The sequence below is a fragment of the Povalibacter uvarum genome, assembly GCF_014202975.1.
Lineage (GTDB): Bacteria > Pseudomonadota > Gammaproteobacteria > Steroidobacterales > Steroidobacteraceae > Steroidobacter > Steroidobacter uvarum.
The window spans coordinates 986,818-1,002,483 of sequence record NZ_JACHHZ010000003.1; the positions used below are offsets into that span (position 1 = coordinate 986,818).

14 protein-coding genes are annotated in these 15,666 nt (G+C 64.0%); 12 read left to right on the plus strand and 2 right to left on the minus strand.

Annotated features, from left to right (window positions below; genetic code table 11):
* Positions 1-238 precede the first annotated feature (238 nt).
* The 4 genes from holA to rlmH all read left to right on the plus strand — a co-directional run bounded on the left by holA (position 239) and on the right by rlmH (position 3,164).
* Positions 239-1,267 (plus strand): DNA polymerase III subunit delta, encoded by a 1,029-nt coding sequence (gene holA / locus HNQ60_RS15740; protein ID WP_184333441.1) that lies wholly within the window; start codon positions 239-241, stop codon positions 1,265-1,267.
* Positions 1,268-1,383: 116 nt separating this feature from the next.
* Positions 1,384-2,025 carry a nicotinate-nucleotide adenylyltransferase gene (gene nadD / locus HNQ60_RS15745; RefSeq protein ID WP_184333443.1) on the plus strand — a complete coding sequence of 214 codons (642 nt, stop codon included), beginning with the start codon at positions 1,384-1,386 and terminating at the stop codon, positions 2,023-2,025.
* Between the two features lie 2 nt (positions 2,026-2,027).
* Entirely contained in the window at positions 2,028-2,609 is a 582-nt protein-coding gene (rsfS, locus tag HNQ60_RS15750; RefSeq protein WP_184333445.1) for a ribosome silencing factor, read from the plus strand.
* An 87-nt stretch (positions 2,610-2,696) separates the two neighbouring features.
* Positions 2,697-3,164 (plus strand): 23S rRNA (pseudouridine(1915)-N(3))-methyltransferase RlmH, encoded by a 468-nt coding sequence (gene rlmH, locus HNQ60_RS15755; RefSeq protein ID WP_184333447.1) that lies wholly within the window; start codon positions 2,697-2,699, stop codon positions 3,162-3,164.
* Positions 3,165-3,177: 13 nt separating this feature from the next.
* Here rlmH and HNQ60_RS15760 read toward each other — a convergent pair whose 3' ends face one another.
* The gene (locus HNQ60_RS15760; protein ID WP_184333449.1) at positions 3,178-4,029 is read right to left on the minus strand and encodes a serine/threonine-protein kinase; all 852 of its coding nucleotides are present in this window, start codon (positions 4,027-4,029) and stop codon (positions 3,178-3,180) included.
* A gap of 226 nt (positions 4,030-4,255) precedes the next feature.
* Here HNQ60_RS15760 and HNQ60_RS15765 point away from each other — a divergent pair, with 226 nt between their 5' ends.
* The 8 genes from HNQ60_RS15765 to HNQ60_RS15800 all read left to right on the plus strand — a co-directional run bounded on the left by HNQ60_RS15765 (position 4,256) and on the right by HNQ60_RS15800 (position 14,200).
* Positions 4,256-4,639, plus strand: a complete 384-nt coding sequence (locus HNQ60_RS15765) for a hypothetical protein (RefSeq protein ID WP_184333451.1) — start codon at positions 4,256-4,258, stop codon at positions 4,637-4,639.
* A gap of 12 nt (positions 4,640-4,651) precedes the next feature.
* Positions 4,652-5,191, plus strand: a complete 540-nt coding sequence (locus tag HNQ60_RS15770; protein ID WP_246433592.1) for an O-acetyl-ADP-ribose deacetylase — start codon at positions 4,652-4,654, stop codon at positions 5,189-5,191.
* 119 nt (positions 5,192-5,310) lie between these two features.
* Positions 5,311-5,931 carry a Maf family protein gene (locus tag HNQ60_RS15775; RefSeq protein ID WP_184333454.1) on the plus strand — a complete coding sequence of 207 codons (621 nt, stop codon included), beginning with the start codon at positions 5,311-5,313 and terminating at the stop codon, positions 5,929-5,931.
* Positions 5,928-7,412, plus strand: a complete 1,485-nt coding sequence (rng, locus tag HNQ60_RS15780) for a ribonuclease G (protein WP_184333456.1) — start codon at positions 5,928-5,930, stop codon at positions 7,410-7,412. Before HNQ60_RS15775 ends, rng begins: the two co-directional genes overlap by 4 nt.
* A gap of 114 nt (positions 7,413-7,526) precedes the next feature.
* A complete protein-coding gene (locus HNQ60_RS15785) occupies positions 7,527-11,522 on the plus strand; it encodes a YhdP family protein (RefSeq protein ID WP_184333458.1) in 3,996 nt (1,331 codons plus the stop codon).
* Between the two features lie 21 nt (positions 11,523-11,543).
* Positions 11,544-12,374, plus strand: coding sequence for a carbon-nitrogen hydrolase family protein (locus HNQ60_RS15790; RefSeq protein ID WP_184333460.1), 831 nt, complete (start codon positions 11,544-11,546; stop codon positions 12,372-12,374).
* Positions 12,375-12,455: 81 nt separating this feature from the next.
* Entirely contained in the window at positions 12,456-13,901 is a 1,446-nt protein-coding gene (tldD, locus tag HNQ60_RS15795) for a metalloprotease TldD (protein WP_407676449.1), read from the plus strand.
* A gap of 77 nt (positions 13,902-13,978) precedes the next feature.
* Positions 13,979-14,200 (plus strand): hypothetical protein, encoded by a 222-nt coding sequence (locus HNQ60_RS15800; protein ID WP_184333464.1) that lies wholly within the window; start codon positions 13,979-13,981, stop codon positions 14,198-14,200.
* A 133-nt stretch (positions 14,201-14,333) separates the two neighbouring features.
* On the opposite strand, the gene HNQ60_RS15805 is transcribed toward HNQ60_RS15800, so the two are convergent.
* Positions 14,334-15,629 (minus strand): AAA family ATPase, encoded by a 1,296-nt coding sequence (locus tag HNQ60_RS15805; protein WP_184333466.1) that lies wholly within the window; start codon positions 15,627-15,629, stop codon positions 14,334-14,336.
* Positions 15,630-15,666: the final 37 nt, after the last annotated feature.

Sequence of the window (15,666 nt, forward strand, 5' to 3'; positions counted from 1 at the left end):
GCGAAGCGGCGCGTGTTGCGCAAAACCGGGCCTGAACCCGAGGCCGGATTGCCGGTTCCCCCCAAGCTTTCGTCGATTCCGCCATTGGTTCATAATCGGTCGCACCTATAGCGGCCGCATCGCGCCATTGCTGCATCCACCTCAGTGCCTACGACCCGACCTTCCCCGTTCAATGGCTGCCAGCATGTTTTCACGCCGTTTTCCGGCATTCCGCTGACCGTGGCACTGGTTTCCCGAAGTGAAAATCTCCGGCGATAACCTCGCGGCCACGCTGTCGCGCGGTTTGGGCCCGATCTACCTGGTCTCGGGCGATGAGCCGCTGCTCGTGAACGAAGCGGCCGATGCCATCCGCGCCCGTGCGCGCAAGGAAGGCTTCACCGAGCGCGATCTCCACATCGTCGAACGCGGTTTCGACTGGAACGCACTGCTCGCGGACAGTCGCGCAATGTCGCTGTTCGCCCAGCGCAAGATCGTCGAGATCAGGTTGCCTACGGCGGCGCCGGGCGATCAGGGCGCAAGCGCGATCATCGAGCTGGCCGGGCAGCCTTCGCCCGACAACGTCGTGCTGATCATCACCGGGAAGATGGACGGCCGCGTACAGAACTCGAAGTGGGTGAGCGCCGTCGAGAAGAGCGGTGCGGTCATCCAGATCTGGCCCATCGATCTGCCGCGGTTGCCGGCCTGGATCCGTGAGCGCCTGGGCAAGCATGGCCTGCAGGCAGATCAGGATGCAGCACTAGAACTCTCCGAGCGCGTCGAGGGCAATCTGCTCGCAGCGCACCAGGAAATAGAAAAGCTTGCGCTGCTGTTGCCGCCCGGCCCCGTGACCCTGCAGACCGTTCTGGATTCCGTCGCGGACAGTGCCCGCTACGATGTGCTGCAACTCGGCGAGGCCGCGATGCGCGGCAAAACGTCCAGGGCGCTGCGAGTCCTCGAAGGGCTGCGCGGCGAAGGCATCGACCCCGTCCTCGTCCTGTGGGCCGTGAACAAGGATCTGCAGTGGATTGCCCGCGCCCAGCATCTGATGCGCAACGGCCAGAGCGCCGACAGCGCCATGAATGCGATTTACGTCTGGCGACCCCGGCAGACCGCGATGCGCGACGCGCTCAACCGACTCAAACCCTCAGCGGTCCGCGGCCTGCTGCAGGATGCCTCGCGCGTCGATCGCGCGATCAAAGGCGTACTGCGCACCGATCCGTGGGTCGAGATGGAAGGCCTCGTCGCGCGCTTCTCCGGCGTACCCCTGTCGCGCTCGAAGGCCGCATGAAAACTGCGAATGGCGAATGGTTGCGGGCAGTCGAAGCGGGTGATCAGCGCGCTTCTGCCTCCCCAATTCTTACTAACCGCCAACCGCCAACCGCCAACCGCCAACCGCTTCTCCTAATGAATCCCATCGGCATCTTCGGCGGCACGTTCGACCCGATTCATTTCGGACACCTGCGCACGGCGTTCGAGCTTCTGCAGGCGTTGCGTCTGACGGAAATGCGTTTTATGCCGGCCGGCAATCCGCCACACCGGGAAATGACGGTCGCTTCCTCGGAGGAGCGGCTCGCGATGGTGCGCGCGGCGACCGAAGGCCAGGCGGGTTTCGTCGTCGACGATCGCGAGATCCGTCGCGAAGGACTGTCGTATTCCGTCGATACGATGCGGACGCTGCGCGCGGATTTTCCGGAACGCTCGCTCTGCCTGATCGTCGGTATGGATGCGTTCCTCGGGCTGCCGAAGTGGCATCAGTGGCGTGAGTTGCTGGAACTCGCGCACCTGGTGGTTGCGCATCGGCCGGGCTGGCGTGCGCCGAGCATGGGGCCGCTGGGCGAGTTGCTCGTCGATCGCGGCACGGGAAGGATCAACGATCTGCACGAGTCGAAGGCGGGCTGCATCTACATCCACGCGGTGACGCAGCTGGAAATTTCTTCGACCGAAGTCCGCAAGTCGATTGCGGCGGGGCGCGATCCCCGCTATCTGATGCCCGACGCAGTGCGGGCGTATATTGGGCAAACCGGGTGTTATCGACCCAAGAGGTGAGCATGGCCGAAAAGCGCGCAAGCACTTCACGTCGTCCAGGAGTTTCGAAGTCCGCATCCGCGGGCAAGTCCGCCGGCAAGCACGCAACGAAGCGGCCGAAAGCGGGCGTGGCAGTCAAAGCCTCCGTGAAGAAGAAGGCGCCGATCCGCGCGGTCAGGGACACGGGCGCAAAGCGTCCTGCGGCCAAGGCGGCCCCGGCGAAATCGCCTGCGAAGTCCCCGAAACCGACCTTTGCCGCCGCTCCGGTGGTGAAAGTCATCGAGGCTGCTCTCGATGACATGAAGGCGGTGCAGGTGAAGGTCCTGGATGTCCGCAAGCTGACCGATATCGCCGATACGCTCGTCATTGCGTCCGGCACTTCGGATCGTCACGTCCGTTCGATCGCCGATCGCGTCATCGAGTACGCGAAGAAAGCCGGCTTTCGTCCGATGGGTGTCGAAGGCCAGCGCGACGGCGAGTGGGTGCTGGTCGATCTCCAGGATGTGATCGTCCACATCATGCTGCCTCGCGTACGCGAGCTGTATCGATTGGAGAACCTGTGGGATGTGAGCGCGGCGCGTCGCGACGCGGCGGTGGGCGAGTAAGAGAGGGTGACGAGTGCGAGTGACGGGTGACGGGCACACCGTCATTTTCACGCTCGTCACGCGTCATCGGTCACTCGTTACCATCCAATGCTCCTCCGCCTCATCGCCGCCGGGACGAAGCTCCCGGGCTGGGTCAACGAAGGGTTCGCCGATTACGCGGGCCGGTTCACGTCCGACTATCGGCTCGAGCTGAAGGAAATCCCGCTCGGGCAGCGCAGCGGCGGCAATCCGGTGCAAGCCATCGCGAAGGAAGGTGAGCGGATGCGCGCAGCATTGCCACCGCGCGCCTACATAGTCGCGCTGCAAGTCACCGGCAAGTCCATGACGAGCGAACAGCTCGCGAAATTCCTGCAAGCCCGCGCCCAGGACGGCCGGGACGTTGCATTTCTGATCGGTGGCCCGGACGGCATTGCACCCGAGCTCGACGCTGATGCGGATTTCCGCTGGTCGTTATCTGCACTGACACTTCCGCATGCGCTCGCAAGAGTGATGGTGGCGGAAGCGTTGTACAGGGCGGTGATGATCGTGAAGGGGCATCCGTATCATCGCGCGTAGCGCGCAGCCTTCTTCACACCTTCATCTTCGCCAGCTCCGCCACCGCCGTCGCCACTGACGGGAACCGTTCCGCTGGATTCTTCGCCAGCAATCCGTCGATGAGCGGCTGGAAGCGCGCCAGTTCGTCCGGCAGGACCGGAATGGGATCGTTGCGGTGCGACTGGATGATCGCGATCACCGTGCTGCCGCGGAAGGGGCGTTTGCCGGTGAGCATTTCGTAGAAGATCACGCCGAGGCTGTAGAGATCGCTGCGCTGGTCGACGGGTGCGCCTTCGGCTTGTTCGGGACTGATGTAGTAGGGCGAGCCACGGACTTCGCCGGCGCTCGTGAGCTGGGTAGCTGCCTCGACGTGTTTGGCGAGGCCGAAATCGATCAGCACGATGCGGCCGTCCGGTCGCATCATCACGTTGGCGGGTTTGAGATCGCGGTGGGCGAGGCCGGCGGCGTGCACCGCAACCAATGCGCCGGCGATCTGCAGGAAAATGTCGACGCTGTCCTTCATCGTCATGAGATTGCGGATGCGCAGCTCGAGGCTGCCGCTCGCGAAGTACTCGGTGACGATGTAGCGGAAGTCTTCGCCGTGGCCCCAGTCGTAGATGTCGACGATCGCGGGATGCTTGATGCGCGTCAGCAGCTCGCGCTCGCGTTCGAAGCGTTCCTCTTCGCCGGCCTCGGCGGAGGAAAGCGGCCCGGTACGCAGAACCTTCACAGCGACGTTGTGGCCGAGCTCCTCGGACCACGCGACGTGGATCTCGGACTTCAGCGAACGGGCGATCGTCTGCAGGAAGCGGTAACCGGCAATGGCCGGAAAAGAAGGCTGTGCCTTCACCCGGCCCGACTGGGCGGACTTATCGGTTTCGCGCATCGCTCTGTGACGGCTGGAGTCCCTCTGGACCTTCTTTCTTCCACTTCCCCCAAGCCCCGACAACGTACGCAGGGCATGCGGGGGGCGCAAGCGGAGTGTGTCACGGATGCACGTGCTGCCCGATGCTTCAGCGGCAGGATTTTCAGGAATTCCCCCACGATCGCCTGAGCCGGCCGCGAGGTGGTACCGGCTATGATAACGGCGTCACAGCAAGGCGCGGGAGTCTATGGAATCGAGCTATTCGATTCATCCGGCAGAGAATCTGGTCAAGATGCACGTCTGGGGTGAGCTGACCGTCGACGGTCTCATCGATCTGATCACGCGTGCGGGCAGCGATCCGGCTTTTCGGCCCGGAATGAATGCGGTGGCGGACCTGCGCGAGTCCCACGGAAACTGGGACTACTCCGAGATCCAGCGATATCGCGATTTCGTCGTGCACGTGGCGGGTTCGAAGAAGCGGCGCTGGGCTGCCGTCGTGAAGCCGGGAACGCTCGTTGCCGTGGTGCACATCACCATCCTGATCAGCGATGAAGTGCGCGACGTCATCGAGATGGAGTTGTTCGACGAGCCGGCGAGGGCCGCCCGCTGGGCCACGGGTGAGATCGACTGACGGGGACCTCTCATGCGCACCGAATTCATGGAAGGCCGCGTCGTCGTCCAGGTGGGCGACATCACGCAACTGAAAGTGGGTGCGATCGTGAACGCAGCCAATGCCACGCTGCTCGGCGGGGGCGGCGTCGATGGGGCGATTCATCGCGCCGGCGGCCCTGCGATCCTGGAGGCTTGCCGGGAGATCCGTCGGCAGCAGTACCCGAAGGGATTGCCCACCGGAGAGGCAGTGGCCACCACTGCGGGCGAGCTGCCTGCCGACTATGTGATCCATACCGTGGGTCCCATCTGGGAACAGAATCCGCAGCCCGAGCGACTGCTGGCGTCGTGCTACCTGCGGTCAATCGAGATTGCCGATTCCCTGGCGCTGCGAAGCATCGCATTCCCTGCAATCTCTACCGGCGCCTACGGATATCCCAAGGACAAGGCGGCCTCGGTCGCTTCGGTTGCCGTGCGCGAAGCGTTGGCGGCAGCGAGCGCCGTGACGAGCGTGGTTCTCGTTTTTTCGGGCCTGGGAGACGCCCAGATGTTCGCCCGTCATCAGCAGTTCTGACTGCCCGTCGCCGCTCGGGGCGTTACTTCCGCTCCAGGTTCAGTAGCGATTAATTCCCGGCAGGGAAAAATCCAACAATCGACATTGATCGAAGGCTTAGGGCCTGTATCCTTCCGCGGATGACAAGCTTGTCCAACCCATTGATCTGGCTGGCCTCCGCCTCGCCACGCCGCAGTGCACTACTGAAGCAGATCGGCGTTGCCCACCGCGTTCGGCCGGTGGATATCGACGAGTCCCGGCACGAGGGCGAACTGCCGCTGCCCTACGTCCAGCGACTGGCCATGGCGAAGGCAGAAACGCTCTGGTCCCGGCTTTCCGAAGGGGAGCGCGCACCGGTGCTGGGTTCCGATACGACAGTGGCCCTTGGCAACGACGTGCTGGGCAAGCCGCGTGACCGCGAGGACGCGTTGCGCATGCTGCGCCGCCTCTCGGCTCAAACACATCAGGTCTACACGGCGATCGCGGTTCGCGATTCGCTCGGGTGCGAGTCGCGGGTGAGCGTGAGCGACGTCAGCATGCGCGAACTGCACGATGACGAAATAGCCGCCTACTGGGATACCGGGGAACCGCGGGACAAGGCGGGTGCTTACGGCATTCAGGGCTTTGCGGCGTTGTTCATCGAGCGCATCTCGGGGAGCTACTCCGGGATCGTGGGATTGCCATTGTTCGAGACGGGAGAACTCTTGCGAACGAAAGGATGGACGGTGCGCGCCGCCGCACACGAGCAGGTGCGCGCATGACGGCGGAGATCCTCATCAATGTCAGTCCCCGCGAAGTCCGCGCGGCCCTCGTCGAAGAGGGCGTGCTGCAGGAAATCTTCATCGAGCGTTCCAATCGCCGCGGGCTCATCAGCAATATCTACAAGGGACGCGTTTCGCGAGTGCTGCCGGGCATGCAGGCAGCCTTCATCGACATCGGGCTCGAACGCACTGCGTTTCTCCACGCCTCCGACATCGTCCATCCCGCGGTCGGCGAGAACGGACAGCCGGATGAACCGGTAGAGCAGGGCGCGACGCAGCAGATCCAGCAACTCGTCACCGAGGGTGGCGAGATCCTCGTGCAGGTGCTGAAGGATCCGCTCGGTACGAAGGGCGCGCGTCTTACGACCTTCATCACGATTCCCTCGCGCTACCTCGTCTACATGCCGAAGGGCCGCGGCATCGGCATCTCGGCTCGCATCGAAGATGAGGCGGAGCGTCATCGCCTGCGCGAAGCGGCATCGATGTTCGTGCAGGACAACGAGGCGGGCGGGTACATCGTTCGGACCGCGGCGGAAGGTGCAAGCCCCGAGGCGCTTCGTGCCGACATGCTGTTCCTGCAGAAGCTGTGGACGGTGCTGTGCGAGAAGGCCGCGATGACGCGTCCCGGCAACCTGGTCCATGAAGATCTGCCGCTCGCTGTCCGCGTGCTGCGCGACGTCGTTTCGAGCGGTGTCGACAAGGTCAGCGTCGATCACGAGGACACGTTCCAGCGCATGCGTGAGTTCGCGCGTACGTTCATGCCCGACATGACCGACCGGATCGAGCTGTACGACGGCGACCGGCCGATCTTCGATCTGTACGGCATCGAGGACGAAATCCGGAAGTCGCTCGATCGCAAGGTACCGCTCAAGTCGGGCGGGTACCTGATGTTCGACCAGACCGAGGCGATGACGACGATCGACGTCAACACCGGCGCCTATGTCGGACACCGCACGCTCGAAGAGACGATTTTCCGCACGAACCTGGAAGCTGCCGTCGCCATCGCGCGTCAGCTGCGGCTGCGCAATCTCGGCGGCATCATCATCGTCGACTTCATCGACATGGAAGAAGAGGAGCATCGCCGGCAGGTGCTCCAGGCGCTCGAGAAAGCGTTGGTCGGCGACCACGCGAAGAATCACATCTCGTCGGTGTCGCCGCTGGGCCTCGTCGAGATGACACGCAAGCGGACCCGCGAAAGCCTGGAACACATGCTGTGTTCGTCGTGTCCTACCTGCGAGGGCCGCGGCTTCGTGAAGACGACGGAAACAGTTTGTTACGAAATCTTTCGGGAAATTCTGCGACAGTCGCGACAGTTCCAGTTCCAGGAGCTCATGGTGCTGGCGCACCAGGACGTCATCGAGCGGCTCCTCGACGAGGAGTCGGCGGCGCTCGCGGAGCTGGAAGTTCACACCGGCAAGCCGATTCGACTGCAGACGGAAGCGTTGTATCAGCAGGATCAGTACGACGTGGTTTTGATGTGAGAGGGCTGCGAGCGGCGAGCCATGAGCTGTGAGCCAGAGAGATGCAAGCACATCCATTCCTGATCCATTTCTGGCTCGTTGCTCACAGCTCATAGCTTCCGCGCCCCAGTCATGATGTCCCTGAAGCTCCCCAAGCCCCTCCGAACCAGCCTCCTCGTTCTGGCTGTGCTCGTCGTGCTCATGGGACTGTTCGTCGTGGCCTTCCAGGTCGCGGTGACGCGGGTGCCCGGGTATCGCGTTCAGTTGCAGACGTGGCTGAACGACAAGACGGGGCTGGCGATCGAGTTCAGTCGCATCAGTGCACGGCTGCGGCTGTATGGGCCGGAGCTCGTGTTCGACGATGCGATCGTGAGGACGCCGGATCGTTCGCGCGTGCTGGCTACGGCGCAGCGGGGCAGTGTTGGTTTCGATCTCTGGACTTCGATCTCGACTCGCCGGCTCACGGCCGGGCGCTTCACGCTCGATTCGCCCGAGATCGGCCTGATCCGTACGCGTGAGGGACGCATTCAGATCGTCGGTCAGAGTGCATTGCCGGACCGCGAGGACACGCAGCCGATCGCGGTCGAATCGTTGCCCGTCGGACAGTTCCGCGTGCGCAACGCGGTCATCAGTTTTCGCGACGAGATCACGGGGCGTGGTCCGTGGTCGGCTTCGGGCATCAGTTTCCGTCTCGATCGCCAGAACGAATTGCTCGAGCTGAGAGGGAACGCGTCGCTGCCGAAGGCGCTGGGCCAGACGCTGGAGTTCGGCGCGCACATCATCGGACCGCTCGAGGAGGTGGACACGCTCGTCTCCAGCTTCGTCGTCGAGGGACACGGTCTCGATCTCGCCGGCTGGGCGGATGTACTGCCGAACCAGTGGCTCGCCCCCGAGGCCGGACACGGTTCGATCGAGCTCAGCGCTTCGTTCAAGGGGCGCGAGCCCGCGCAGTTCACGGCGAAGATCGACTTCGATCGGATCAGTGCGGCGGCGCCCGAATGGATCACGCCGCTGCCCGGGCCGGCGCCACTGGTTCCTCCGGCGGACGATGACGATGATTCCGACGAGTCCACCGTCGAAGAGCCGCTGGTCGAAGAGGAGCCCATTGTCGCGGACACGGAGGCGCCGCACGTACAACAGCAGGCGGCGGAGCTCATCAGCTTCGACAAGCTGTCGCTCGATCTGCGAGCCACTCATCGCGACAACCGCTGGCAGGTAGCGGTCAGCGATCTCGATGTCTCGCGCAAGGGCTCGCCGTGGCGATCGAAGAGTATCCAGGCCAAGTGGTCGCAGGCGGAGAACGGCGGTTTCACCGTCGACATATCCGCCGACCGGATCGTGCTCGAAAATCTCTGGCCGCTGCTGGCCTATCTGCCCGAGAGCGACGCAGCCGCGAAGCTCCGGGCCCTGAAGGCACGCGGCACGATCGAGAATCTAGCGTTGAGCGCAGCTCGGCCCGAGGCGGGCGCGACGCCGCGCTATTCGATCAAAGCCGAGATCAGCAACGCCGGCGTGCAGCCGATTCTCAATTCGCCAGGCGTGAGGAACATCACTGCGCGTATCGATGGCACGGACGCGAGCGGCGTCGCGCAGATCAAATCCGCCGACGTGAGTTTCGATCTGCCGCGAATGTTTCGCGAGCCGCTGGCCGCGCAGACGGTCGTCGGCGAAATCGGCTGGCAGCGCGCTGCGCAGGGATGGCGCATCGCGAGTAACGACTTGCGTGTCACGACCGTCGACGGCAACGGTCAGGGCAAAGTGGCCGTGACCGTGCCGATCGACGGCTCATCGCCGATCCTCGAGCTCGACGCCACTGGCGACAACCTGGTCGCGAAGGCAGCGCCGAAATACATGCCGGCGAACAAGCTTTCGCCGAAGACGCTGGGTTGGCTGGATCACGCTTTTGTCGAGGGACATGTGCGCGATGCCGAAGTCATCTTCAACGGCCCGACCCGGGCGCTCCCATTCCGCAATGGCGAGGGTGTGTTCATTGCGCGCGGACGGATCGAGCAAGGCACATTGCTGTACCAGGAAGGCTGGTCACCGGCGGAAGAGCTCGCGCTGGCGTTCGAGTTCAAGAACGAGGGTCTGCGCATCCTCGGCGGCACGGGCATGGTTCATGGGTTGAAGATTTCGCAGGTCGGCGGCGGATTCCGGGATTTCAAGCTCGCTGAGCTTGCGATCAAAGCGCACGCCGCGGGAGATCTCGGCGACGCGCTGGTGCTGCTGCAGACGAGCCCGATCAGCGATGCGCTCGGCGATCAGTTCCAGCGGCTGCGAGGGCAGGGCGAAGCCGCCAGCGACGTCGATCTGCTGCTGCCGCTCAAACGCATCAAGAGCAGACGCATCGAGGTGACGACGCATGTGAAGGAAGCGACCGTTGTCGCCGACGGCATCGATGCGCCAGTGACAGGGCTGAATGGCTTCCTCACCGTACGGCAGAGTCTTCCGGAGGTCGCAAAGCTGAGGGGCCAGTGGCTGGGCGGTCCGATCGAAGTCGCCGTCGAGCCCGTCGAATCAGCGACGCAGGCTGCGCAGGTGACGGCTTCGGGGCGTGCCACGGCATCGAGATTGACGCCCCTGCTGAAGCTGCCTGCGAGCGCGAAGCTCAGCGGCGAGACGGACTGGCAGTTCGCAATGCGCTGGGAAACCGCGCCCGAGGCCGCCGGGCAACGCGGCCAGCCGCGAAAGTACCGGGTCGAGTCGAATCTCGAAGGGCTCGGCATCGCATTGCCCTACCCGGTTGGCAAGGAACCCGCAGAGAGGCGGCCGCTGCGACTCGAACTGGAGTTCGATGGCGAACAGGAGATCGTCGCTCGCGCCGGTCTGGGGGACCTGCGCGGCTTGATTCGTTTCCAGGAAGGAGGCAGCGGCTGGCGGCTCGATCGAGGCGGCGTGCGAACGGATGCTGTCGCCGCGGCGCTTCCCGGGCATCCGGGTTTCAGAATCGAAGGCAGTCTCGACCGTCTCGTGCTCGATGACTGGTTCGACCTCAAGGGCGACGGGCAAGGCAATTCGCGCCTGTCGGACTACCTGAAGACGGCGAGCCTGAAGCTCGGCAATCTGCAGGTGTTTGGCTACGAGTTCGCGGATGTGCGCGGAATGTTGCGTGCCACGGATCGCGGCTGGCAGATCGATGTCGCCGGTCCGAGCGCTGAAGGCGAGCTGACGATTCCCGAGGATTTCACCGGCCCGCAGCCCCTGCGCGTGCGGCTGGACCATCTCGTCATCGATCGCGTCGAGAAAAAACCTGGAGACAAGCCCGGCGGGCGCGATCCGCGCACCTGGCCGAATGTCCAGGCGCTCGTCGAGGACTTCCGCTTCCAGGATCACTCCATCGGTACGGTCGACCTGCGCGCGTCCCGGGTGCCCAATGGCATTCGTGTCGATTCACTTACGATCGTGCATGAGGCGGTGCGTGCCGACGCACAAGCGCAGTGGCTCGTCACCCCGGACGGCGAGCGTTCGGAGATGAGCGCGACTGTCGCGAGTACCGATGTCGCCACGACGCTGCGCGCGCTGAACTATTCGCCCTTCATGGAAGCGAAGCATGGTGAGATCACCGCGAAGCTTTCGTGGCCCGGCGGATTCGACAGCGACTTTCCGACCCGCGCTTCGGGCAAGGTCACTGTTGCGGCCGAGAGCGGACAGCTGCTCACGGTGCAGCCGGGTGCGGGTCGCGTGCTTGGTCTCTTCAGCGTCGGCGCATTGCCTCGTCGACTCGCGCTGGATTTCAGCGACCTCACGGACAAGGGTCTGAGTTTCGATGAAGTGCACGGCGATTTCGAATTGCGCGATGGCAATGCGTACACGAGCAACTTGCTGTTGCGCGGGCCCGCAGCCGAGATCGGTATTGCGGGGCGTACAGGACTGGGGGCACGCGATTACGATCAGACTGCGGTTGTCACCGGCAATCTCGGTGCGTCGCTGCCAGTCGCGGGTGCCCTTGCCGGCGGTCCCGCTGTAGGCGCCGCGCTGCTGCTGTTCTCCCAGGTTTTCAAGGAGCCGCTGAAGGGAATCACCCGGGGTTACTACCGGATCACCGGTCCGTGGGACAATCCGGTCGTCGAGCGCGTCGATGCGGCGGAAATCAAGGAAGCCGCTGCCGCGACTAAAGAGAGTTCTCCCTAAGGTGTCGATACTTCGTCACACATGTCACTTGCCGCCGTCATTCAGCTGACATCGGGTCCCGATGTCGCCGCCAACCTAGCCGCCGTCCGTCAGCTGCTGGAGCGGGCGCGTGCGGAAGGAGCGGTTTTTGCGGCGCTGCCGGAAAATTTCGCGATCATGGGTCGCAAGGAAACCGACAAGCTGCAGGTGTCGGAGGACTTCGGTGAAGGCCCGATCCAATCGTTCCTCGGTCACTGCGCGCGCGAGCTGAAGCTCTGGATCGTCGGCGGCACGATGCCCATCCGCGTTTCGACTCAGCCGCAGAAGGTCGCTGCTGCCTCGCTGCTGTTCGACGACGAAGGACGCTGCGTCACGCGCTACGACAAGATCCATCTCTTCGACGTCGACATTCCGGGTCGCGAAGAGCGTTACCGGGAATCCGCGACGATCGCCGCCGGGCAGTCTCCGACGGTCTTTCCGACGCCCATCGGCCGCCTCGGCATGGCTGTCTGCTACGACATCCGCTTTCCGGAGCTCTTTCGCCTGATGCAATCCCAGGGCGCCGAAGTGCTCAGCCTGCCTTCGGCCTTCACGGCGCCGACGGGGAAGGCGCATTGGGAAGTGCTGCTGCGAGCGCGGGCGGTCGAGAATCTGTGCTACGTGCTGGCGCCCGCGCAGGGCGGCATGCATGAGAATGGCCGGGAAACCTATGGGGATTCGATGATCGTCGATCCCTGGGGGCATGTGCTGAGTCGCGTGTCAGCCGCCGGCCCCGGACTTGCAGTCGCCGAAATCGACCACACAGTGCAACAGGAGCTGCGCGGGCGTTTTCCGGCCCTGAGCCATCGGCGCTTTGCGATCGGCAGTCTCTAACTCCGCAACCTGAGCAGTCCCCAGCCATCCATGTCCACAGTCGCGCCGAACAAGCTGCATCTCGATCTTCCCAAGGCCCCCGTGGCCCAGCCCATCGATCTCGCGCGTCGGGCGATTCTCGCGCCGTCGGGACTCGACGATCAGCGCATCGCGAATGTGCTCGGCAGTGTGATGGGGTACAGCGTCGATTACGCGGATCTCTATTTCCAGCTGAGCCGCGACGAATCGTGGTCGCTCGAGGACGGCATCGTGAAAGACGGTGCGCACAGCATCGAGCAAGGCGTGGGCGTGCGCGCGCTCGCCGGCGAGAAGACAGGTTTCGCGTATTCGGACGAGATCCTGCTTCCTGCGCTGACGGAAGCGTCGCAGGCGGCGCGAGCGATCGCTCGCAGTGGCAGCAGCACTGGCTTGCAGGCCTGGCATGCGCGCGCAGGGCACAGCCTCTATCTCCCTGACGATCCGATCGAAGGGCTGAGTGATCCTGAGAAGGTGCGATTGCTCGAGCAGATCGACATCGAGGCGCGCCGTATCGATCCGCGCGTGAAGCAGGTAATGGCGAGTCTGTCGGGCTCGCACGAGATCGTACTGGTGATGGCTAGCGACGGCACCGTTGCCGCGGACGTTCGCCCGCTCGTGCGCATGAATGTCTCTGTGATCCTGGAGCAGAACGGGCGTCGCGAGCAGGGCTACGCAGGCACGGGAGGCCGCTACGGATTCCGCCGGTTCCTCGAGAACGATCGCTGGAAGGAACTGGTGCGCGAGGCAGTACGCGGCGGCATCGTGAACCTGGAAGCCGCACCAGCGCCTGCTGGTTCGATGACTGTCGTGCTCGGGCCGGGCTGGCCCGGCATCCTGCTGCATGAGGCGATCGGCCATGGCCTGGAGGGTGACTTCAATCGGAAGGGCACGTCGGCGTTCTCGGGGCGCATCGGCGAGCAGGTGGCTTCCGAGCATTGCACCGTCGTCGACGACGGGACGCTCGGCTCACGCCGCGGCTCGCTCAATATCGACGACGAGGGCACGCCGACCCAGTGCACGACACTCATCGAGAACGGTGTGCTGCGGGGCTACCTGCAGGACAAGCTCAACGCACGGTTGATGGGGGTGAGCCCGACCGGCAACGGCCGCCGGGAATCGTTCGCTCACATGACTCTGCCGCGCATGACCAACACCTACATGCTCGCCGGTTCGCACGATCCACAGGAGATCATCAGCTCCGTGAAGAAGGGGCTGTACTGCCACAACTTCGGTGGCGGCCAGGTGGACATCACTTCCGGCAAATTCGTGTTTTCGGCCAGCGAGGCCTACCTGATCGAGGACGGCAAGCTGGGCCGCCCCGTGCGAGGCGCGACGCTGATCGGCAATGGTCCCGATGTGCTGCGCCGCGTGTCCATGGTCGGCAACGACCTCAAGCTGGACGAGGGCGTCGGCACCTGCGGCAAGGAAGGCCAGGATGTGCCGGTCGGCGTGGGCCAGCCGACCCTGCGTATCGACGGCCTGACCGTCGGCGGTACCGCGACCGAGTAACCGCGGCTCCCGGATGGCGCCAGCGAGCATGCCGCTGCTAGGATGGCAGCGCCATCGCAGCGAGAACCCCGGGAACCATGTGGATCGCACGCCCCCTCTACGAGCTCCTGCCCTACATCTACATGCTGTTGGGGCTCATCCTGCTGAGCGCGGCATGGCTGATCAACGTTGAAACCCTGCCCGGGGTCCTCCTGGTCGTAGGCTCGCTGAGCCTGCTGGCGGGGATCGTCCTGTGGCTGCGCCGGAAGGACTACCGGACCACGCAGGCCGAATACAACAGCAAGTCGCTGGATGACTAGGAGAAGCGGTTAGCGGTTGGCGGTTGGTAAGAACGAGCCGCTGAGCCGTCATTCCCGCGCAAGCGGGCGTCCGCTGTGCGTCCGGCTTTAGCCGGACGTGATGCGAAGCATCTTCAACCGGACGATGTCCGGTCTATTCGTCTTCTTCTTCCGCGACTGATTGCACCGGCCGGCTGGCCGGAGAGGCGCTGCGCACCATCGGGACGGCATCGTCTTCTGTGTCCGGGATGACGCGGGTGCGTGAGAGACGCTCGTCGAAGTACATGATCTCGTGCTGGCCGATCTGCACCACATCGCCGTCGTTGAGGATGCGTCGGCGCACGCGCTTCGAACGCACGTGGATGCCGTTGGTGCTGTTCAGGTCCTCGAGAACGCAGGTCTGTTGCGTCGTGATGATCTGCGCGTGATGCCGGCTGATGAACTTGCTGTCGATCTGCAGATCGTTGTCGCTCGTGCGGCCGATGATGAACCGGCCGACCGTCAGTTCCCGTTCGGCCACGGTGGCGCCGTTGACGCCGACCAGGATCCGGCCGAGCACGATGCGGCGTTCGCCCGTTGCATCGAGCGGCAGGGCAGGAGCGGCAGTGCCGAGCACGTGCAGTTTCACCGAGCGCTCCGCGTACTCGATCCACTGCATCTCATCGATCGCCGATCGCACGTCCTCGACTTTCACGACATCGCGATCCTGTCCATATGCCGCCATCATCGACGTGTCGCACAGCGTGTTCACCAGGCGCGGAATGCCGCCGGTGTAGCGATAGATGAGCGGGTAGGTGTCCGCCTCGAAAATTTCGCGGCCCTGTGAGCCGGCCACTTCGAGACGGTGCTGGATGTAGGCGGCGGTATCGTTCTTCGACAGCGGCGTGAGATGGAAGCGCAGGCGGATACGCTGCGCGAGCTGCACGAGGCCCTGCGAATTCAGCTTGTCGTTCAGTTCGGGCTGGCCGGCGAGGATGATGCGCAGCACCTTCTCCTTCGTCGTCTCGATGCCCGAGAGCAGGCGGATTTCCTCCAGCACCTTGTTGGAGAGATTCTGCGCCTCATCGACGATGAGCAGGACGCGACGGCCGTTGGAGTACTGTTCGACGAGGAAATCGTTCAGCGTCGAGAGCAGCTCGGCCTTCTTCATCTTGAACGGCTGGAAGCCGAACTGGACCAGCACGCTCTGCAGGAATTCGAGCGCCGAGACCTGCGTCTGGTTGATCTGCGCGACGACCACGTCTTTCTCGAGCTCCTTGAGGAAGGTCTCGATGAGCGTCGTCTTGCCGGCGCCGATCTCTCCGGTGATCACGACGAAGCCGTCGGTGAACCAGATGGTCGATTCCATGTACGCCTTGGCGCGGGCGTGATGCTTCGACAGGTACAGGAACTGCGGATCCGGTGTCAGCCGGAACGGCAATTCATGCAGCTTGAACAATTCGAGGTACATGCGTCTCGCGGGCGGGTTTCAATGACTGCTGTCGGGG